The sequence below is a fragment of the Pseudomonas sp. G1002 genome, from assembly GCF_013385455.1.
Taxonomy (GTDB): domain Bacteria; phylum Pseudomonadota; class Gammaproteobacteria; order Pseudomonadales; family Pseudomonadaceae; genus Aquipseudomonas.
Genome location: NZ_JACAPY010000005.1, coordinates 152,721 through 172,063, shown reverse-complemented (window position 1 = coordinate 172,063; position 19,343 = coordinate 152,721). Strand labels below are relative to the sequence as shown.

Here is a 19,343-nt window from a genome sequence, read left to right as displayed (position 1 = left end):
CATTCCGGGCTGCTTATCCGTGCAGCGTGTCCAACCATTGGGCGCGGGTGATGCGATACAACACATGATGCCGCAAGGGGTCATCGGCTGCGACCTTGGGGTGTTCAAAATCTGCCAGGGGATCGTAATGCATACCGATGGCCTGCATGACTTTTTGTGATGGCAGATTGGCTTCAGTGGTAAACGAAACGATTTCGTCCAGCTTCAGCCGGTCGAAACCACAGCGCAGAGCAGTCCAGGCGGCTTCGCTGGCGTAACCCAGGCCCCAGTGTTCCCTGGCCAGGCGCCAGCCGATCTCCACCGCCGGAGTGAACGGGGCCTCGAAGCTCACATTCAGCAAGCCGGTGAGGCCGATGAACTCGCCGCTGTCCTTGCGCTGCAACGCCCACAGGCCAAAACCGTACTCGGCAAAATGGCCGCGAATACGCCCGATCAGCGCAGCACTTTCCAGGCGGCTCAAGGTGGCCGGGAAATACCGCATCACCTGCGGGTCGGCGCACATGCGCGCAAACTCCGGCAAGTCGGCATCGCTCCATTGGCGCAGCACCAGGCGTGCGCTTTCCAATTGCAGTATCGGCTCCATTGGTCCCCCTCCCTTGCCATGTGCGTGAGTGTAACGCGCTGTTAAGATCCGTCGCTGGTTCCCGTCAGAAATCGCCATGCCCTTGCCATTGATCTACCACGACGACTACAGCCCCGAGTTCCCGGCAGACCACCGCTTCCCCATGGATAAATTCCGCCTGTTGCGTGACCATCTGGTGGAGAGCGGCCTGACACGGGACAGCCAACTGCTGCGCCCGGAACTCTGCCCCGCCGAGATTCTGGCCCTGGCCCATGAACCTGGGTATATCGAACGCTACATGAGCGGCGAGTTGTCGCGCGAAGACCAACGGCGCCTTGGCCTGCCTTGGAGCGAAGCCCTGGCCCGGCGCACCGTGCGCGCGGTGGGCGGTTCGTTGCTGGCCGCCGAGCAGGCCCTGGAACACGGCCTGGCCTGCCACCTGGCCGGCGGCACCCACCACGCCCACTACGATTACCCGGCGGGTTTCTGCATCTTCAATGACCTGGCCGTGATCAGCCATTACCTGCTGGCCAGCGGGCGGGTCAACCGGGTGCTGATCTTCGACTGCGACGTGCACCAGGGCGACGGCACCGCACGCATCCTCCACGACACCCCGGATGCAATCACCGTGTCCCTGCACTGCGAAAAGAACTTCCCCGCGCGCAAGGCGCAAAGCGACTGGGACATCCCGCTGCCGATGGGCATGGGCGACGCGGACTACCTCAAGGTGGTCGACGATGCCCTCAACTACCTGCTGCCGCTGTATCAGCCCGACCTGGTGCTGTATGACGCCGGCGTGGATGTGCACAAGGACGACGCCCTCGGCTACCTCAAGCTGACAGACCAAGGCGTCGCCGCCCGCGATGAAAGCGTGATGCGCCACTGCCTGGGCCGCGATATTCCGGTGGTCGGGGTGATCGGCGGCGGCTACAGCAAAGACCGTCCTGCCCTGGCCCGTCGCCACGGGATCCTGCACCACAGCGCGCAGCGCGTCTGGACGTCATCAGGCTGTCATTGAGTTATGCGCGTTACCCACAATCGCTGTGGAACTGCCTGTGGATAACCTGAGTGAAAGCCCCTGCAGGCCATAAGCCGCCTGGCCTGCAGAAGGCTGTATGTTTTTTGATCAGGCAGCATGAGCATCCTCGGGTAGAATGCTCGGCCTACTTTGCCGAACCGCAGTTATCCCCATGCCCCAGACTCAAACCCCATCTCAACACGTCATCATCATCGGCGGCGGCCCGGCGGGGCTGATGGCCGCCGAAGTGTTGAGCCAGGCCGGGATCCGGGTCGACCTGTACGACGGTATGCCCTCGGTAGGCCGCAAGTTCCTGCTGGCGGGCGTGGGCGGCATGAACATCACCCATTCCGAACCGTACCCGGCGTTTCTGGCGCGCTATGCCGAGCGGGCGCCGTGCATGGCGCCGTTGCTGCGCCAGTTCGGTGCCGATGCGTTGTGCGAATGGATACACGGGCTGGGGATTGAAACCTTTATCGGCAGCTCCGGCCGGGTGTTTCCTACTGACATGAAAGCCGCCCCGCTGCTGCGGGCCTGGCTCAAGCGCCTGCGCGACCACGGCGTAGTTATCCACACCCGCCATCGCTGGCTGGGCTGGAATGCCGACGGCAGCCTGCTTATCCACAGCCCCGAGGGCGACAAAAGCGTACGCGGTGATGCAGTGTTGCTGGCCTTGGGCGGCGGCAGTTGGTCGCGCTTGGGCTCGGATGGGGCGTGGCTGAAGTTGCTGGAAGACAAAGGCGTGCCTTACGCGGCGTTGCAACCGAGCAACTGTGGCTTCGAGGTGTCGGCCTGGAGCGAGTTGATGGTCAGCAAATTCGCCGGGGCACCGCTGAAAAACGTCGCCATTGGCCTGGCAGACGACAAGCCACGGCTGGGGGAATGTGTGGTCACCGCCACGGGTATCGAAGGCAGCCTGATCTATGCGTTGTCGGCACCGATTCGTGAGGCGATCAACCGGGATGGATCGGCCACGGTGCACATTGACCTGTTGCCGAGTAAGCCACTGGACAAGGTGATCGCAGCGCTGAGCAAGCCGCGCGGCTCACGCTCGATGAGCAAGCATTTGCACAGTCAGTTGGGACTGGATGGGGTGAAGGCGGCGCTTTTGCGCGAGCTGTCACCGGCGGAGCACTTCAATGATCCGGCGCAGCTGGCGGTGGATATCAAGGCGCTGCCGCTGACGCTGGTGAAAACCCGGCCAATGGATGAAGCCATCAGTACCGCAGGCGGCGTGCCGTTTGAGGCGCTGGATGAACGCTTGATGATCAAGCAATTGCCGGGCGTTTTTTGCGCAGGCGAGATGCTGGACTGGGAAGCGCCGACGGGCGGGTATTTGCTGACGGGGTGTTTTGCCAGCGGGCAGGCGGCAGGGCGCGGTATTCTTGAGTGGTTGAGGCCGGCCACCCCGGCATGACCCACTCACCCCATCACCGCCCGGCAGCAAAGTTACCTCTGACTCAACTGGCTGTTAGATCGGGATAGGCACGTTTAAAAGCTGTTACTTGCTTCTGCAGGAAAGCATCCTCTTCAGGCAGTAAAATTTTCAGATTTTCTATATAACCTGAATACGCACTGAAGAGTCTGGAAGGATCGCCGTGTTTCAAATCGCTCCATTCCTGCTTGAAGGCGTAGCTGAGTTTCTGGCCCTCTTCCTGACTGGTATAAAGCATATCCTGTAGATACTTATCCAATGGCGCCCTTATCTCAGGACTGATCGAATAATTAGCCTCATACAACGACATCAACTCTCTGAACGAATGGATTGCCTGCCCATACTCGCCGCGCGCCGCATGGTCTTCAACCCGGGACCTTAATTCGGCCACACGCAACTCTACCTGCTTGAAAGCTTTCTCGTCAGCGGCCTTGCCTTTCTTGATTTCGCCGTCTACAACAACGCCGCCGATAATGCCCGCCGCCGCCAGGACCGGCAAAACAAAAGGTACTAAAAACACAGCCATATCTACATCTCCATCTAAGTTCGTCATTCAGAAATCAGTTTCTGACTCAACCTCAGTGGAAATGAAGCATTTTAAGTTCCAGCACTTAAACACGGCGACAATTACAAAAAATATCCAAATCACAAGCAATAACTCATCAAGGATGACGAGGCACAACTTGACGCGAGCGGAATTGCTCCGCTCACGGTAGTCACTATGCGTTTACTTGATAACCAACAAGCCCTACTTCTTTTTCCGCGGCCCGGTGTTAAACACGGGCACCTTACGCACTGGCTTGATCGAAGGCTCGACCGGCGTCGCCTCCCCGCTGTCCACCCACTTGCCCAGGTTGCGCTTGCCACCACCGCCGCCCGAAGCCTTGGGTTTCTTCGGCTTTTTCGGCTTCTTCACCACCTGACCAGTGGCATCGGTATCCGGCACACGGTGCTCCGGTTCGAAGTCCTGCTCCATCTTCCGGGTCAACGTCTGACGGGTCAGCATCTCGATGGCCGACAGCATGTTCACTTCATCGGCGCACACCAGGGAAATCGCCTCGCCGGTGTTGCCCGCACGACCGGTACGGCCGATGCGGTGGATGTAGTCCTCGGCCACGATCGGCAGGTCAAAATTGACCACCAGCGGCAAGTCTTCGATATCCAGGCCACGGGCCGCCACGTCGGTGGCCACCAGGATCTGCACGTCGCTGCTCTTGAAGCGATCCAGCGCACGCTGGCGCGTGGCTTGTGGCTTGTCGCCGTGAATCCCGTCGGCATTGATGCCCAGGCCCTGGAGTTTTTCCACCAGCGCGTCCACACCGTTACGGGTCTTGGCGAACACCAGCACCTGCTTCCAGCGGCCCTTGCGCATCAGGTGCACAAACAGCTCGGCCTTGCGCTTCTTGTCCACCGGCACCACCCATTGCTTGACGGTGTTGGCGGCGACGTTGCGCGGGCTGACTTCGACGGTCAGCGGGTCGTTGAGCATCTGCCCGGCCAACTGGCGGATCTCGTCGGAGAAGGTTGCGGAGAACAGCAAGGTCTGGCGTTTTTTCGGCAGCATGCGGTAGATGTTCGCCAGTTCTTCGGAGAAGCCCAGGTCGAGCATGCGGTCGGCTTCATCCAGCACCAGGGTTTGCAGCTGGTTGAGTTTCAGCGCGTTCTGGCGGAACAGGTCGATCAGGCGGCCAGGGGTGGCGACCAGCACATCAACGCCTTTGCGCAGCTTCATCATCTGCGGGTTGATGCTCACGCCGCCGTACACGGCGTAAGTGGTCAGCGGCACGTTTTGGGCGTACTCGGCGACGCTCGCATGAACCTGCTCGGCCAGTTCGCGGGTCGGGCACAGGATCAGCGCGCGCACCGAGTTGGCGCTGACTTTCGGCCCTTCCATGGTCAGCAGTTGCAGCAGCGGCACGGCGAAACCGGCGGTCTTGCCGGTGCCGGTCTGGGCCGCAGCCATCAGGTCACGGCCTGCCAGCACCGCCGGAATGGCTTGCGCCTGCACCGGCGTCGGGGTCTGGTAGCCAAGCGTCTCAAGGGCGCGCAGCAAGGGTTCGATCAGGCCAAGTGTGGCGAAAGTCATGGAAATACCGTAGGAAAAAGTCAGCGCAAGGTCGCAATGCGCGGCAGTTTACCTTATTTCCGGTTTTGGCTTTCGCCACTGTGGCAGGCTGATCAGCAGCACCGCGCTGATAATCACCAACATTGCCAGGGCTTCTTCCATGCCGATGGTCTCACCGACAAACACAATCCCGAGCAACACCGCCACCGCCGGGTTGACGTAGGCATAGCTGGTGGCCGCCGCCGGGCGTACGTGCTTGAGCAGGTACATATAGGCATTGAAGGCGATGATCGAGCCGAACACGGTCAAGTACGCCAGGGCCAGCCAGCCTTCCAGCGGCGGCATGGCTTGCAGGTGTTCGCCGCTGACGGCACTGAGCAACAGCAGCACGAAACCTGCGATCAGCATCTCCGCCGCACTGGCCATCGCGCCTTGAGGCAGCGGCAAATGCTTGCTCCACACCGAACCAAAGGCCCAGGCCGCCGCCGCAAAAATCAGCAAGGCCGCACCGGTGGGGCTCGATTGCAGGTTGGAGCCCATATTGAGCATGGCGATACCGATAATCCCCAGCACCACCCCGGCCCATTCCAGACGGGTATTACGCGCGCCCCAGAAATAACCACAGAGCAAGGTGAACAACGGCACCGTCGCCACCGCCAACGCGGCCACGCCGGAAGCCACGCCCGTATGTTCGGCCACACTGACCGCACCGTTACCGAAGGTCAGCAGCAAAATGCCGATCTTGCCGGCGGCCTTCCACTGCACCCACGTCGGCGCCGGGGCCCCACGCCAGCGCAGGAAGGCATACATCAGCGCGCCCGCCGTCATAAAGCGAATCCCCGCCAGCAACAGCGGCGGCCAGTACTCCACACCAATGCGAATCACCAGGTAGGTAGACCCCCAGATCACATACAACGCAAAAAAGGCGGCGATCAACGGTAAGGGAAAGCGACGTGGGCCAGGCATTGGGCAGCTCTGTGGCAGGACAAGGGAGCGTTATTTTAGAAATCCCCGGCCGTAAACATAAGTTACAAAACCTGTTTAAAGCGCCAGTACACTTTTCAAAACATGGTTATCAAGGCTATAAACCGTGCTTTCGAAAGCTATGCATTCCCGGAGCCTTATCATGGACAAATACGACCGTATGCTTCTCAGCGCCCTGCTGGAAGACGGCCGCGCGTCCTACGCGCAACTGGCGCGCACCGTGAACCTGTCCGCGCCCGCCGTGGCTGAGCGAGTGGCGAAACTGGAAGCCAGTGGTGTGATTACCGGGTATCAGGCCAAGGTCGACCTGTCGAAGGTGGGGTTGCCGATCCAGTGCGTGATTGAGTTGCGGTTGACCAATCATGGGAGCCAGAAGGTTTACGACGCGCTGTCGGAAATTCCCGAGTTGACTGAATGCCATCGGGTGACGGGCGATCCATGCGTGATCATGCAGGCGGCGGTGGGCTCGATGCCGGAGCTGGAGAACCTGATCAATCGGGTGGCGAAATTCGGGTTCAGCAAGACCTCGATCATCTTGTCGAGCGCGATAGAGCGGCGGGTGCCGTTGGGGCAGTTGGAAGGGAATGGGAAGAATGGTGAATAAAACAGATCCGACTTTTACTGGATACGGTCCCCCCGCTCACCGTGAGCCCTGCCTCTCGTCGGTAGAGCATCAGTGGCTCTGAGCGTCGTGTTCCCCCAAAAGTAACAGCGACTTATCATTGCGCCGTTTCATCATGCCCTTAATTAATGAGCATGCGACAAAATGTCCTGCGCCCGAACTAAGACATAACCCGGCTGCGAAATCAGACGAGAAACATCACTACCATGATCTTTCTTATGATCAATCATAAGCTGAATTATTGGCAAGAGCCCACCAATACCTGCAGCAACGCTATCATTTGCGGCACCATAGGCAGAAACTCCAAGCCCCAGTATTCCAAACGCCGTCTTCCAATATTTACCCGAATTCGATTGACTAATTTTCAATTCATTACGAACATCTATAGCCTGCTCCCTTAGATCGGCAATAACTTGGTCCTGCCCCCCACCGTATGAATTAGCTCCGCCCTGACAACTTAGCATTCTAGCCATCTTTTCGCGAAAAGCAGGTAAAGCATCCGAGGCTTCTAGTCGAAGTTGAACAATCTGCGCAGCATCTAGCTCGCTCACCCAAGGTATTTGAAGTTCTCTTTCCTTGTCCACTGCAAGCAAAGTGCGCTTATCAAACGTACGCCCTTCAGAGCGCATTAGTCCTGCCATACCGATACGAGAGTTCGAAAAAACGCTGCCACCACTGCAAGCTGCCTCTCGGGCAATAAAGAACGCCGACCTGAGTTCACTATATATCGCACCCTCTGCTATTTCTTTAGCGTTAGGCGCATCTGGAAACAAGCCACGAAATACTAGAGGCGGATCAAAACACGACCCTGTATTAATAAAATACTCGTCATCCGCGGAGTGTTCAATTACAAAGTCTTCCAAAAACTCCCCTGCTAGTTCTTGAGCAGTAGTGGCTATTTTCCCCTCAAACTCACTAAAGCAATTCGAGCAAGTCGGAGCCCATGGTGAACGAAACCTGACGACTCCAGAAAGAATAAGAGGAAGGAGCCTAGACAAAACAGAAACATCCCTCACAATCATTTCTATTTTTTCATTAGTTGCTCGACCGAAATCGAGAAACGCGTCTGAAATATGGTCAGTTATCCAAACTTTATCGGCAAAAAGCCCAACACTACGAGCAATTTGATCTGCAGCCTTCATTCGACAGCTCATCTCATAACAACCAGAGCCACTTAGTACATCTAACGCACCATGCAGATGCACATCGAAAGAGAATGGGTCTTTTGCACGCCCGTCCCTAGTCAAATTTTCTTCGATAAATACTTCTGACTGATCCCGTAATTCACGAAGCATACCTCGAATTCTTTTTCGCGCATCCAACTCGGAGCTTGACTTAGCAAGCTCAGCAATGAGCATCAAAAGTGCAGGTGGTACGTTAGGCAACTGTTCGATCATTGAACTCGGAGCTCCATATATTCCGGGATAAATTTCATGCACGGCTTAAAGCAGCATACAGATTTTGTGGCTCATAGCCACCAACGACACTGGAAAATATAAGAGTCTTTACAGACCGCATTTGAAAAAATGCGCCACTTGGTCTGCTCCAAGATGTCTATGCCGTTGACACCCTCGGTCGTTCACGGGCTAGCAGGACGAGTCCCTTTCTTTTGCGGGACGATTCCTAGAGAATTCCACGGCCTTGTTTCGGCCGGACCAGGTAGCTAGTCTCGCTCGGTCATCGAACAATCGGTGACCGGACGTGCAAGTCCGATTCGCAAAGGTGCACAAGTACCAAACACCTCAACGTCTGGTTTTGATGCTAGGCGTTTATCTGTTATGGCGGCTGTGCGCGGGAGGCCTTCGGGTCTGCCGGGTTCCCTTTGCCCGGTCTTGCACACCTGCGTACAGCTGCCACCTTCATTCGCGTGCAAGCGAACGGTGATAGCTTCTTACCTCAAAGGAGTTCCACCATGGTCAAAGTCACCCCCGATCCACCAGAATTTTGCAGCGACAGCCCGCTCACCCGCCGCGCCATCGATTACTACCTCAAAGCCTGCGCACCGGACGGCGCACCCTTCGTGCTCAACGACAACATGAGTTTCGAAGACGCCCTGGCACGGGCGGCCGACTTACTGCATTGCGCCGTGGCAACCGCACAGATACCCGGCGAGCCGATGAACGGACAGCAACGGGCGGTGATGCATTTAGTGGAGATGGCGAAGGTGGTGGTGGATCGGTCGCTGGACTGCTTACAGCCTCGATAACACCGCAAAACTAATGTGGGAGCGGGCTTGCTCGCGAATGCGGTGTGTCAGTCAGCGCATGTGTTTGCTGATACTCCGTATTCGCGAGCAAGCCCGCTCCCACATTTGGATCTTCGTCATGTTGAAGATGGAGTTCTGCTCAAGCGACTTAGAACCCGCGATGCTTCTTCAGATGATCATTGATCTTCGCCGCCGGAACCTTCTGCAAGCTGCACAGCAATTCGTGTGACAACTCCCGCAACCCGTGGGTGCGCCGCAGTTCCTCGGCCAGGTGAGCGGTAAGGTTCGCCGCCATCTCCGCATCCGCCATCGCCCGGTGGGCCTTGCCGGTGTGGGGCAGTTGGGCAAATGAGGTCAGGGTACCCAGCTTGTGATTCGGCGCCGCCGGCATCAAGCGTCGCGCCAGCAATAGCGAACAGGCAAACTTCTGCAAACGCGTACGCCGGATCAACCCCAGCTCGAAATCCCAGAACTTCTGGTCAAACGCGGCGTTGTGGGCCAGCAGCGGCGTGGTGCCGACAAACTCGTTCACCTCGTTCATCACCCGCTCCGCCGACGGTGCGGTGCGCAGCATGGCGTTGCTGATGCCGGTCAGTTGCTCGATAAACCCCGGCACACGCACACCAGCGTTCATCAGGCTCTGGTAGCGGTCCACGATCTGGCCCTGCTCCAGGATGACCACGGCGATTTCCGTGGCCCGGCAGCTGCTGCTCGGCTGGATGCCGGTGGTTTCAAAGTCGATGACCGCTATACGTTCCAAACCTGTTCCAACTCCGTCAAAAATCTATTTAAGCAGCAACGCGCCTTCAATCGGCACGTAGCGGCTGGCGGCGCGTATCAATGAGTTGGCCGTCAGCCCCGGCACGCCGTAGGCCACGGCTTCGACGCCGTGCTTGCTGATGATGCGGTCCAGCAGCATGTCGAAATCACCGTCGCCGGAGGCCAGCACCACTTCGTCGACATGGGCGGCGGCGTCCATGATGTCGATGGTGATGCCCACGTCCCAGTCGCCCTTGGCCGAGCCGTCGCTGCGCTGGATGTAAGGCTTGAGCTTCACGGTAAAACCCAGGTTGCGCAGGATCTGCTGGAACTGCTGCTGTTTGCTGTCGCCACGGTCGATGGCATAGGCATACGCCTCGACAATCTGCCCGCGCTGGCTGATATCAGCCCACAGGGCGGCGTAGTTGAAGTGACAGCCGTACGCCTGGCGCACGGTGTAGTAGAGGTTTTGTACATCGGCGAACACGGCTATCTTTTTCACCGCAAATCCTCATGACACGCGCATGGACCCCGGACTCAAGGGCCCGGAAAGGTTGCCAGTATGCCAGCCACACGGGAGTTTCCGAGAAAAATCAGCCCGGGGCGACGAAGCGCCCCGGTTGAGTGTGGGTCAGACGAAGGAATCGTCGTCGCCAAAGGAGGAGGAGTCGTCGGAATAGTCGTTGTCGGCGAAGCTGTCGGAGGCGTTATCGCTGCCCCAGCTGTCGTTGCCGGCATATTTCTGGTCGTCGTTGCCCCAGTTGCCGTTGTCGCTTGCCGGGGCCGGCTCTTCGCGGATGATCTCTTCAACCACTTGCGGTTGTTGCGAGTTGTGGCTGAACAGGCTGCTGATGCCTTCTGCCAGCATCACACCACCGGCCACGCCAGCTGCGGTTTTCAGGGCGCCGCCGAGGAAACCGCTGCCAATCGGCGCTGCGGGTGCCTGTTGTGGCTGCTGATAGTTCTGCTGGGGAGCACCGTAGTTCTGCTGCGGCGCAGGTTGCCCGCCAAACGACGGACGCGCCGGTTCACGCCAGCCACCGCCCGACGACGCAGGTGCGCTCTGGGTCGGCTGCGGGTCACGGGAACCGCCGCCGAAAATGCTCGACAGGAAACCGCCACTGCTCGGTGCAGGCTGCGCCGCCTGGGACCTGGCCTGTTGCAGTTGGTCCTGCAACTCCTGGATCTGCTGGGCCTGCTGCTTGTTCTGCGCATCGAGGCTCTTGATCGCGTGCTCTTGCACCAGAATCGACTGGGTCATGTAGTACGCAGCGGCCGGTTGGCGAGTGACGTGTTCCTTGATCCGCGCTTCAGCCTGGGCGTCGCGGGGGGCTGAGTCCGTTTCGGCTTGCTGCAACCGTGAAAACAGTCCGTCGATCAGGGTTTGTTCTTCGCTGTTCATGGCGACCTCGTTAGATTGCCGGTAGAAATCTTCGCCTTGCGCACGATGTGCAAGGTACAACCCAGTTATGGGGCTGTTGCTGATTGTTTCAATGGTCTTTACGCAAGGTTTACGTTTGCTTGCATCTGCTCATGATCGGTTAAAGTAACGCCCTTGCTTTTCGGCCTGTGAAGACCCTGATGAATCCGTTAGACGTATTGCGCGACTCCTTCTTCTTTTTCAAGCGCAACCTGGGCGCCATCGTGCAGTTGTGCCTGCCACTGGTGATCCTCGAAGCCCTGCTGCAACAGGTGCTCGACCACACGCTCGGCCCAGACGCGTTTCCCGGTTACAGCGTGGTGATCGGGCTGCTGGTGTACCCGTTGTACACCGGCGCACTGATCCTGTTCCTCGACGCCCGCACCCGGGGTGAATCGCCGCGCACCCTGGATGTGCTTGCCATGGCCCTGACCCTGTGGCCGCGCTTTGCCCTGCTGACGGCAATCAGCACGCTGCTGATCCTGCTGGGCCTGTCGCTGTATTTCCTGCCCGGCCTGTGGCTGATGGTGGTGCTGGCTTTCGCCGAATACCTGCTGGTGCTGCGGGGCATGTCGGCGCTGTCGGCCATGAAGGAAAGCCTGCGCCTGACCCGTGGGCATTTCTGGCGGATCCTGGTGTGCCTGCTGTGCGTGATGACCCCGCTGTGGTTGCTCAAGGGCGCCAGCGTGGCCGTCTATCCGGACCCGAACCCGCTGCTGGGCCTGCTGATCGACAGCGCACAAAGCTTCCTGCAACTGTTCACCAGCGTGGTGTTGTTCCGCCTGTTCATGTTGATTGGTGGCGACGCCGACGCGCGGTGATATGCTCCGGGCCTGTCCTGCAACGCCATAAGCCGAGCCGATGACCCGACTACTGCGCATTACCTTGGTGGGCCTGCTGATCCTCGCGGCCCTGCTGACCGGCTTGATCTACAGCCTGACCTGGCGCCCTGCCGACAAGGAAACCCTGCCCATCCGCTGCGTCGCGCCCCGTGCGCCGACCCTGCTGCCTGGGCAGGCGCTAAAGGTCATGACCTGGAACGTGCAGTACCTGGCAGGCAAGAACTACGTGTTCTGGTACGACACCCCGGACGGCAGCGGCCCGGACGACCGCCCGACCGTTGAAGACATGGCTTCAAGCCTCGACGAAGTGGCGCGGGTGATCCGCGACGAGCAGCCCGACATCCTGCTGTTGCAGGAAGTCGACGAAGGCGCCAAGCCTTCCAGCTACCAGGACCAACTGGCCTTGCTCCAGGAACGCCTGGCCGACCTCTACCCATGCAGCGCCCAGGCCTTCGACTGGAAAGCCGACTTCGTGCCCGACCTGCATATCTTCGGCAGCGTCGGCCGCAAGCTGGTGACCATGAGCCGCTACCAGATCGAACACGCCGAGCGCCTGCAATTGCCGGTGGCACGCGCCAACCTGATCAGCCGTCAGTTCCAGCCCAAGCCCGCGTTATTGCTGACCTACCTGCCGTTGAGCGATGGCGGCCAGTTGGCCGTGCTCAATACTCGCCTGGACGGCGCGGCCCCCGGGCACAACGCCGTGCTGGAACAGGTGCAGGCGACCGTCAAGCTGGTGGATAAATTCGAGAGCCGCGGCACGCCATGGCTGATGGGTGGGGATTTCAACCTGTTGCCGCTCGGGCAATTCCTGCGCCTGGACCCCGGCAAGCGCGGGCAATACTCGCCGGACAGTGAGCTGCACCTGCTGTGGGAAAAGTACCCGATGATCCCGAGCAACAGCCAATCCAGCGGGATTGACCGGGACCAGTGGCTGACGTATTTCCCGAATGACCCAACCGTAGAGGGGCCGGATCGTACGCTGGATTACCTGTTCCACAGCTCGCGCATCAAGAAGGTTGAGAGCAAGGTGCGCCAGAGCGATACGGTGCGTATCTCCAATCATTTGCCGGTGATTGCGCGGTTCCTGTTGCCCGCCGCGCAGTAAGCCACGCTGCAAAACAGTGTGGGAGCTGGCTTGTGTGGGAGCCGGGCTTGCTCGCGATGCAGGCACCTCGGTCTATCCGACAGACCGAGGTGCCTGCATCGCGAGCAAGCCAGCTCCCACATTAGATCTGCGATGTACTTACTTTCTCGGCTTGATCCGGGCAGTCGGTTCAGCAATCAACGGATCATCCGGCCAGTAATGCTTCGGATACCGCCCCTTCAAATCCTTCTTCACCTCGGCGTAAGTACTGCGCCAGAAGTTCGCCAGGTCCTGCGTCACCTGCACGGGCCGTCTGGCCGGCGACAACAGGTGCAGCTTGACCACCTGCCGCCCGCCGGCAATCCGTGGGGTGTCCGCCAGCCCGAACAGTTCCTGCAAGCGCACCGCCAGAATCGGCGGCTGCTCGCTGTAGTCCAGCCGCACCGACGAGCCCGACGGCACCTTCAGATGGTGCGGCGCCAGCTCGTCCAACCGCGCCGGCAACGGCCACGGCAGCAGGTTATGCAGGAAGCTGGAAATATCCAGATTGGCGAAATGGCTCAGGCGCGACACCTTGCCCAGGTACGGCATCAACCAGTGTTCCAGGCTGGCAAGCAAGGCGCTGTCGCTGACATCCGGCCATTCACTGGCCTTGCCGCTATCCAGACCACGCATCAGCATCACCCGCGCCTGCCATTGGCGCAGCTCCGGGGTCCAGGGCAGCAGTTCGAGACCTTTGCGCCGCACCAGGTTGACCAGCGCCTGGCTGCGGGCAGATTCGTCGAGGCCGGTCAGCGGCTCGCGGCTGAGCACCAGTTCGCCGACCTTGCGCTGGCGTTCGGCCCGCAGCACGCCCTCGCGTTCGTCCCAATCGAGTTGGTCGACATTGCGCACCTGTTCGGCCAATACCGAGTCGAACAACGCCGGATCAAAATCCGCCGCGAGGTAAATCCGTTCTTCACGCTGGCCCTGGCGGCTGCCCAGATCGGCGATCACCAGCCAGGGTTGTTTCATCAGGCCGTCGGCTTCGGCGAACAACGCGGCACGGCCGTTGGCGAGGCGGTATTCGGCACCGCCCGCCCGCCGTTGCTGGGCGACGCGGTCCGGGTAGGCCAGCGCCAGCAAGGCGCCGAGCCAGCGCGGATGATCGGGATCAGCCACCGGCTGCTCTGCCTTGCCTCTTAAATAGCCACGGTACTGCCGCGCCAGTTGCCGGGCACGCTGCACGCCGCCCTGGGTGCCACGGGCCTTTTCTTCACCGGATAACAGGGCCAGGCGGCTGTGCAAATCCGCACCGGCACCACGCAGGATATCGCGCTCACCCAGCAGTGCCGCCACTTCGCAGGCCATGCTCGCCAGGCCCAGATCCTGACCACGCAGCAGCAAATGAGCGATTCGCGGGTGCGCCGGCAACCCGGCCATTTTCTGGCCGTGGGCGGTCAGCTTGGTATCGCTCAACGCTCCGAGGCGCTCGAGCAAATCCTGGGCCTGTGCATAAGCCGCGGTGGGCGGAACGTCGAGCCATACCAACTGAGTAGGCGCCACGCCCCAGCGGCCCAATTGCAGGGCCAAACCGGAAAGATCCGCCGAGAGAATTTCCGCACTGGAATACGCCGCCAGCCCTTCATGTTGGTCTTCGGACCACAACCGATAACACACCCCCGGCTCCAGTCGCCCTGCCCGGCCGGCACGCTGGGTGGCGCTGGCGCGAGAGATGCGCTGGGTGTCGAGACGGGTCATGCCGCTGCCCGGGTCGAAACGCGGGACCCGCGCCAACCCGGCGTCGATCACCACGCGCACGCCGTTGATGGTCAGGCTGGTCTCGGCAATGTTGGTGGCCAGCACCACTTTGCGCTTGCCGGCGGGCGCCGGGTCGATGGCGGCGCGTTGGGCGGCCAGGTCCAGTTCGCCGTGCAGCGGGCATAGCAGCACATCGGGGTTATCGCCCAGCGCGTCAGCCAATTGCTGATTAACCCGACGAATCTCGGCCTGCCCCGGCAGGAACACCAGCACGCTGCCGGCTTCATCATGCAGGGCTTCAAGGATGGTCTGCACCAACCGTGGCTCGATAAATTCGCCGGGCTGGAATGGCCGGCCCCAGCGCATCTGCACCGGGTACATGCGCCCTTCGCTGCGCAGGATCGGCGCGTCGTCCAGCAACCCGGCCAGGCGCTCGCCTTCCAGGGTGGCGGACATCAGCAGGATCTTCAGTGGCTGCTCGTCGCGAAACAGGTCTCGACCATTGAGACTAAGGGCCAGCGCCAGATCGGCGTCCAGGCTGCGCTCGTGGAACTCGTCGAAGATCAACAAACCCACGCCGTCGAGTGCCGGGTCATCCTGCAGGCGACGGGTGAGGATGCCTTCGGTGACTACTTCAATACGGGTGTTGGGGCCGACCTTACTGTCCAGGCGAATGCGGTAGCCAACGGTTTCGCCGACCTTTTCCCCCAGTTCGCTGGCCAGCCTTTCTGCCGCGGCGCGGGCGGCGAGGCGCCGGGGTTCGAGCATCAAGATGGTTTGCCCGGCCAGCCAGGGTTCATTCAACAGCGCCAATGGCACCCGTGTGGTTTTACCGGCGCCGGGCGGTGCTTCGAGCACGGCTTCATGGCGCGTTGCCAGGGCGTCACGCAGGGCGGGTAAAACATCATCGATTGGCAACGAATTCATACTGGCTCCAAAGCAGAGCGGCGAGTATAACGGCGAACTGCCGGGTGTCGGTGGTGGTCTCAACGACACGGCCCCGTCCTGACTGGAATGCGGCCAGCTCCCACACTTGATCATCGTCGCCTTGTAGACTGGCTTATAGTCATTTTCATTATGCTCAAGGAGAGTCCCATGCGTGTTGCTTCCCGTGTTATCGGCGGTGTTCTGGCCGTCACCCTGCTGAGCCAGTTGACGGCCTGCGGCTCGATTTTCTACCCCGACCGCCGGGGCCAGATCGACGGCAAGATCGACCCGGCAATTGCCGTGCTCGATGCGGTCGGCCTGCTGTTCTACGTGATCCCGGGCCTGATCGCCTTTGGTGTCGACTTCGCCACCGGCGCGATTTACTTCGAGCCTGGCAAGACCGCCCAGGTGGCCCCGGAAAAACTCCAGCAAGCCATCGGCGCCGACGGCAAGGTCGACAACGCCAAGCTGCAAACCATCATCCAGAAAGAAACCGGGCGCAATCTGCCGCTGGACGACCCGCGCATGATCCAGTTCAAGGGCAGCGTGCAACAACTCGCCACCCTGGGCCTGCAACCCGCCGCTTAAGGACTGACCCGCCCCATGACCACCAGTCCCGAACACGCCCGGCTGTTGCGCCTGGCCACCCGCGCTTCCGTCGGCGTGGCCTGTGTGCTGATTGTGACCAAGGCCATCGCCTGGTGGCTCAGCGGCTCGGTGAGCATGCTCGCTGGGTTGACCGACTCGCTGCTCGACGGCGTTACCTCGTTGCTCAACTTGCTGGCCGTGCACTACGCGTTGCGCCCGGCGGATGACGATCACCGGTATGGCCACGGCAAGGCGGAATCCCTGTCGGGCATGGCCCAGGCGCTGTTCATCGCCGGCAGTGCGGTGTTGATCGCCTTCCAGGCGTTCCAGCGTTTGCAGCATCCGGAACCTGTGGGCGCGCCATGGCTGAGTATTGGCGTGATCGTTCTGTCCCTGGCGTTGACGGCGGCGCTGCTGATCCTGCAATACCGGGTGATCCGCGAAACCGGCTCCAACGCCATCCGCGCCGACTCGCTGCACTATCGCTCAGACATGATGCTCAACGGCAGCATCCTGGTGGCGCTGGTGCTGGCGGCGTTTGGTTTTCATCAGGTGGACGCCTGGTTCGGCCTGGGCATCGCGGCCTACATTTTGTGGAGCGCCATCCAGATCGCCCGGGAAAGTTTTTCGGTGCTGATGGACGAGGAACTGCCGCCGGATGTCAGCCAGCACATGCTGGAACTGGCGTGCAGCGTGCCCGGTGTATTGGGTGCCCATGACCTGCGCACACGGATTTCCGGCAGCCACTGGTTCGTGCAGCTGCACCTGGAGTTACCGGGGGAATTGAGTTTGTCCGTGGCCCACGGCATCAGCGACCAGGCCGCCGATGCCATCCACAACGCCTACCCGCGAGCCGAAGTGCTGGTGCACGCCGACCCGCAGGAAGTGGTCAAGGGCGCGAAGGCCTAGTACTGCACCTGATAGCCGCGACTGCTCAGGCAGTTGCCCTGGGCCTGGCGGTAGGTTTGCACCACGGCCGGGTCGGGGGCGTAGGTGACGGTCCTTGGGTCAAAGCCACTTTGTTGCACCGCCCAGCGATAGCAGTCGTAACCATCCTGCTGGACCTGCGCCGGTGACTGGCCGTTGGCCGGGTAAGCCACCACGTCATAACCATTGCCCTGGGGCACGGGTTGCGGCGCTGGCGCGGCGGGTGGCGGCTGCACCACAACGTACTGCTGGCTGCTTTCTTCGTAGGTGTAATAGGCACCGGCGGCGAGGAAGAACAGCGCACTGCCCACCCACACTTCCCGCGCGTAGTCGGGCAGGTATTGCACGCGAATCCCGTAAGGCGGCGTCACGACGACATAGCGCGGGCCTTGTGGGCGATACCAGTAGCCACCGGAGAAGAAGTAGTCCTGGCCGCGATACGGCACGCGGTAATTGCGGTCGGGGAAGCGGTCGACGATGTAACCCGGACGGTATTGCGGGCCTGGGCCCCAGCCATTGCCGTGCCCGTCGGGGCGGCCTGGCCAGCGGTGATCGTTGGGGTGGTTATTGCCACCGCCGTTACCCCCGTTGAAGCCGGGCCGGCCCGGGCCACCCTGGCCGCCATTGCCGGCCTGCCAATGCTGGTTGCCGTCGTTGCGACGCGGAATGTCCTGGTAATTGCCGGGGCGCGGTTCCTGGGTCTGGCGCACGGTGTCCGGGCGCCCCTGGATCGGCAGGTTATTGGCTGGCTGGGGCGCCGGGTGCGGCGGTTGCTGCTGTTGGTTGCCCTGAGGACGACCTTGCCACTGGCCACCCCCGTTCGGGCGCTCGACATTCTGGTTCTGCGGCCGTGGCTGATTGTTTTCGAAATGCTGATTCTGCGGACGCGGCTGATTGTTCTCGGGCCGAGGGGCTACAGGGCGCGGTTGACTATTTTGTGGTCGCGGTTGGTTGTTCTGCGGCCGAGGCTGATTATTGCCTGGATGCCCTTCCGGGCCTCTTTCATGCTGACCACCGCCTTCCTGGCGTGGCGGGTCGTCGGCCATCACTTGCGCACCAACGCTCATCATCAGCAAACCAACACCTGCCAAACGCCAGATGCGCTTCATGCTATTCCTCACTGCGGATTAGGGCCTACACGTAAGACTGGAAAACCGGGGCCCGGTTCTGCGAGAGGTTATCAGTCACGAGAACTATTTTCGCAGGCAATAAAAAGGGGCGACCCGTCGGTCGCCCCTTGAGAACTTCGTCCTGGCTCAACGCTTTTGACGTTGGCTCACCTCACGCCGTCTTGTGGACAGTGTGCAGCCCGGGGGCCGGGGCAACCCTGTGGGGTTGGCGGCCGCAGCCGGCCTTATTGGCGGGCTGCAGTGGACTGTATGTCCGGGCAGTGATTCTGTTGATAACTCTACGCCTCGGCCTCGGGCAGATGATTGCGAAGATTGCGTCAATAAACAGTGCTTGCGCAATTTTTAACCCTGGATAGATAATTCACCGCAATAGTTACGACAAAGGCCAGCCCCATGAGCAAACTTGACCGATACGACCTGAGTATTTTGGCGGAATTGCAGCGCGACGCGAGGATCTCCAACCAGGAGTTGGCCGAGCGCATCGGCCTGTCGCCTTCGCCGTGCTCACGCCGGGTCAAGCAACTCGAAGACGACGGCTACATCGCCCGCCAGGTCGCCTTGCTCGACCGCAAGATGCTCGGCCTGAGTCTCACGGCCTACGTGCTGATCGGCATGGACCGACACACCCCCGAACGTTTCGAGAACTTCGAAGCGGCCATCCGCACCTTGCCGCAAGTGCTGGAATGCAGCCTGGTGACCGGGATGGACGCCGACTATCAGCTGAAAGTGGTGGTGCCAGACATGGATCACTACCAGAAGTTGCTGCTGGGCCACCTGACCCGCATCGAAGGCGTCACCAGCGTGCGTTCAAGCTTTGTGCTGAACCAGGTGCTCAACAGCACCGAGCTGCCGCTGACCCACCTGCGCACTTAAGACCAGCGCGGAACAAATGTGGGAGCGGGCTTGCTCGCGAATGCGGTGTGCCAGGCACCGAATGTGCTGACTGATCCACCGCATTCGCGAGCAAGCCCGCTCCCACATTTTGACTGTGTTCCCGCAGGGTGGTAAGTCTGCGGCAGACCGACGCAGGT

19 protein-coding genes are annotated in these 19,343 nt (G+C 60.6%); 9 read left to right on the top strand and 10 right to left on the bottom strand.

Annotated features, from left to right (window positions below; genetic code table 11):
- Positions 1-13: 13 nt before the first annotated feature.
- Complete coding sequence (locus tag HX801_RS02620; RefSeq protein ID WP_003215518.1) at positions 14-583, bottom strand: GNAT family N-acetyltransferase; 570 nt, start codon at positions 581-583, stop codon at positions 14-16.
- A gap of 76 nt (positions 584-659) precedes the next feature.
- Between HX801_RS02620 and HX801_RS02615 the strand changes: the two genes are divergently transcribed.
- Positions 660-1,580, top strand: coding sequence for a histone deacetylase (locus HX801_RS02615; RefSeq protein ID WP_008436610.1), 921 nt, complete (start codon positions 660-662; stop codon positions 1,578-1,580).
- Between the two features lie 172 nt (positions 1,581-1,752).
- Complete coding sequence (locus HX801_RS02610; protein ID WP_177021503.1) at positions 1,753-2,997, top strand: TIGR03862 family flavoprotein; 1,245 nt, start codon at positions 1,753-1,755, stop codon at positions 2,995-2,997.
- A gap of 43 nt (positions 2,998-3,040) precedes the next feature.
- On the opposite strand, the gene HX801_RS02605 is transcribed toward HX801_RS02610, so the two are convergent.
- From HX801_RS02605 to yedA, 3 genes are all read right to left on the bottom strand, one after another.
- Positions 3,041-3,568, bottom strand: coding sequence for a hypothetical protein (locus tag HX801_RS02605; RefSeq protein ID WP_256344190.1), 528 nt, complete (start codon positions 3,566-3,568; stop codon positions 3,041-3,043).
- 195 nt (positions 3,569-3,763) lie between these two features.
- The gene (locus HX801_RS02600) at positions 3,764-5,101 is read right to left on the bottom strand and encodes a DEAD/DEAH box helicase (protein WP_003215511.1); all 1,338 of its coding nucleotides are present in this window, start codon (positions 5,099-5,101) and stop codon (positions 3,764-3,766) included.
- Positions 5,102-5,149: 48 nt separating this feature from the next.
- Positions 5,150-6,046, bottom strand: coding sequence for a drug/metabolite exporter YedA (gene yedA / locus HX801_RS02595; protein ID WP_177021502.1), 897 nt, complete (start codon positions 6,044-6,046; stop codon positions 5,150-5,152).
- Positions 6,047-6,206: 160 nt separating this feature from the next.
- On the opposite strand from yedA, the gene HX801_RS02590 reads away from it, so the two are divergent.
- Entirely contained in the window at positions 6,207-6,668 is a 462-nt protein-coding gene (locus HX801_RS02590; RefSeq protein WP_177021501.1) for an Lrp/AsnC family transcriptional regulator, read from the top strand.
- A 143-nt stretch (positions 6,669-6,811) separates the two neighbouring features.
- On the opposite strand, the gene HX801_RS02585 is transcribed toward HX801_RS02590, so the two are convergent.
- Entirely contained in the window at positions 6,812-8,083 is a 1,272-nt protein-coding gene (locus HX801_RS02585; protein ID WP_177021500.1) for a hypothetical protein, read from the bottom strand.
- 515 nt (positions 8,084-8,598) lie between these two features.
- Here HX801_RS02585 and HX801_RS02580 point away from each other — a divergent pair.
- Positions 8,599-8,892, top strand: coding sequence for a DUF6124 family protein (locus HX801_RS02580; protein WP_134327356.1), 294 nt, complete (start codon positions 8,599-8,601; stop codon positions 8,890-8,892).
- A gap of 148 nt (positions 8,893-9,040) precedes the next feature.
- On the opposite strand, the gene HX801_RS02575 is transcribed toward HX801_RS02580, so the two are convergent.
- The 3 genes from HX801_RS02575 to HX801_RS02565 all read right to left on the bottom strand — a co-directional run bounded on the left by HX801_RS02575 (position 9,041) and on the right by HX801_RS02565 (position 11,053).
- On the bottom strand, positions 9,041-9,652 hold the full coding sequence (locus HX801_RS02575; protein WP_003215504.1) for a PolC-type DNA polymerase III: 612 nt from the start codon (positions 9,650-9,652) through the stop codon (positions 9,041-9,043).
- A gap of 24 nt (positions 9,653-9,676) precedes the next feature.
- Positions 9,677-10,153: an NYN domain-containing protein gene (locus tag HX801_RS02570; protein ID WP_003215502.1), complete on the bottom strand. Its 477-nt coding sequence runs from the start codon at positions 10,151-10,153 to the stop codon at positions 9,677-9,679.
- Positions 10,154-10,282: 129 nt separating this feature from the next.
- On the bottom strand, positions 10,283-11,053 hold the full coding sequence (locus HX801_RS02565) for a DUF2076 domain-containing protein (protein WP_008436594.1): 771 nt from the start codon (positions 11,051-11,053) through the stop codon (positions 10,283-10,285).
- Between the two features lie 179 nt (positions 11,054-11,232).
- Between HX801_RS02565 and HX801_RS02560 the strand changes: the two genes are divergently transcribed.
- Positions 11,233-11,892, top strand: a complete 660-nt coding sequence (locus tag HX801_RS02560; protein WP_003215498.1) for a YciC family protein — start codon at positions 11,233-11,235, stop codon at positions 11,890-11,892.
- A gap of 40 nt (positions 11,893-11,932) precedes the next feature.
- Positions 11,933-13,021: an endonuclease/exonuclease/phosphatase family protein gene (locus HX801_RS02555; protein ID WP_177021499.1), complete on the top strand. Its 1,089-nt coding sequence runs from the start codon at positions 11,933-11,935 to the stop codon at positions 13,019-13,021.
- Between the two features lie 138 nt (positions 13,022-13,159).
- Here the strand turns inward: HX801_RS02555 and hrpB are convergent, their stop codons facing one another.
- Positions 13,160-15,667: an ATP-dependent helicase HrpB gene (gene hrpB, locus HX801_RS02550; RefSeq protein WP_177021498.1), complete on the bottom strand. Its 2,508-nt coding sequence runs from the start codon at positions 15,665-15,667 to the stop codon at positions 13,160-13,162.
- Positions 15,668-15,835: 168 nt separating this feature from the next.
- On the opposite strand from hrpB, the gene HX801_RS02545 reads away from it, so the two are divergent.
- Both HX801_RS02545 and HX801_RS02540 read left to right on the top strand, forming a co-directional pair.
- Positions 15,836-16,255, top strand: coding sequence for a hypothetical protein (locus HX801_RS02545; protein ID WP_003215492.1), 420 nt, complete (start codon positions 15,836-15,838; stop codon positions 16,253-16,255).
- Positions 16,256-16,270: 15 nt separating this feature from the next.
- Positions 16,271-17,164 carry a cation diffusion facilitator family transporter gene (locus HX801_RS02540; protein WP_087693591.1) on the top strand — a complete coding sequence of 298 codons (894 nt, stop codon included), beginning with the start codon at positions 16,271-16,273 and terminating at the stop codon, positions 17,162-17,164.
- On the opposite strand, the gene HX801_RS02535 is transcribed toward HX801_RS02540, so the two are convergent.
- Complete coding sequence (locus HX801_RS02535; protein ID WP_177021497.1) at positions 17,161-18,291, bottom strand: DUF6515 family protein; 1,131 nt, start codon at positions 18,289-18,291, stop codon at positions 17,161-17,163. The genes HX801_RS02540 and HX801_RS02535 overlap by 4 nt on opposite strands.
- Before the next feature lie 414 nt (positions 18,292-18,705).
- Between HX801_RS02535 and HX801_RS02530 the strand changes: the two genes are divergently transcribed.
- Complete coding sequence (locus tag HX801_RS02530; RefSeq protein ID WP_003194418.1) at positions 18,706-19,185, top strand: Lrp/AsnC family transcriptional regulator; 480 nt, start codon at positions 18,706-18,708, stop codon at positions 19,183-19,185.
- Positions 19,186-19,343: the final 158 nt, after the last annotated feature.

What these genes read in the sequence shown, in the direction of transcription:
- HX801_RS02620 (WP_003215518.1), bottom strand. Translation starts at nt 583, where the DNA reads ATGGAGCCGATACTGCAATTGGAAAGCGCACGCCTGGTGCTGCGCCAA.
- HX801_RS02615 (WP_008436610.1), top strand. Translation starts at nt 660, where the DNA reads ATGCCCTTGCCATTGATCTACCACGACGACTACAGCCCCGAGTTCCCG.
- HX801_RS02610 (WP_177021503.1), top strand. Translation starts at nt 1,753, where the DNA reads ATGCCCCAGACTCAAACCCCATCTCAACACGTCATCATCATCGGCGGC.
- HX801_RS02605 (WP_256344190.1), bottom strand. Translation starts at nt 3,568, where the DNA reads ATGACGAACTTAGATGGAGATGTAGATATGGCTGTGTTTTTAGTACCT.
- HX801_RS02600 (WP_003215511.1), bottom strand. Translation starts at nt 5,101, where the DNA reads ATGACTTTCGCCACACTTGGCCTGATCGAACCCTTGCTGCGCGCCCTT.
- yedA (WP_177021502.1), bottom strand. Translation starts at nt 6,046, where the DNA reads ATGCCTGGCCCACGTCGCTTTCCCTTACCGTTGATCGCCGCCTTTTTT.
- HX801_RS02590 (WP_177021501.1), top strand. Translation starts at nt 6,207, where the DNA reads ATGGACAAATACGACCGTATGCTTCTCAGCGCCCTGCTGGAAGACGGC.
- HX801_RS02585 (WP_177021500.1), bottom strand. Translation starts at nt 8,083, where the DNA reads ATGATCGAACAGTTGCCTAACGTACCACCTGCACTTTTGATGCTCATT.
- HX801_RS02580 (WP_134327356.1), top strand. Translation starts at nt 8,599, where the DNA reads ATGGTCAAAGTCACCCCCGATCCACCAGAATTTTGCAGCGACAGCCCG.
- HX801_RS02565 (WP_008436594.1), bottom strand. Translation starts at nt 11,053, where the DNA reads ATGAACAGCGAAGAACAAACCCTGATCGACGGACTGTTTTCACGGTTG.
- HX801_RS02560 (WP_003215498.1), top strand. Translation starts at nt 11,233, where the DNA reads ATGAATCCGTTAGACGTATTGCGCGACTCCTTCTTCTTTTTCAAGCGC.
- HX801_RS02555 (WP_177021499.1), top strand. Translation starts at nt 11,933, where the DNA reads ATGACCCGACTACTGCGCATTACCTTGGTGGGCCTGCTGATCCTCGCG.
- hrpB (WP_177021498.1), bottom strand. Translation starts at nt 15,667, where the DNA reads ATGAATTCGTTGCCAATCGATGATGTTTTACCCGCCCTGCGTGACGCC.
- HX801_RS02545 (WP_003215492.1), top strand. Translation starts at nt 15,836, where the DNA reads ATGCGTGTTGCTTCCCGTGTTATCGGCGGTGTTCTGGCCGTCACCCTG.
- HX801_RS02540 (WP_087693591.1), top strand. Translation starts at nt 16,271, where the DNA reads ATGACCACCAGTCCCGAACACGCCCGGCTGTTGCGCCTGGCCACCCGC.
- HX801_RS02535 (WP_177021497.1), bottom strand. Translation starts at nt 18,291, where the DNA reads ATGAAGCGCATCTGGCGTTTGGCAGGTGTTGGTTTGCTGATGATGAGC.
- HX801_RS02530 (WP_003194418.1), top strand. Translation starts at nt 18,706, where the DNA reads ATGAGCAAACTTGACCGATACGACCTGAGTATTTTGGCGGAATTGCAG.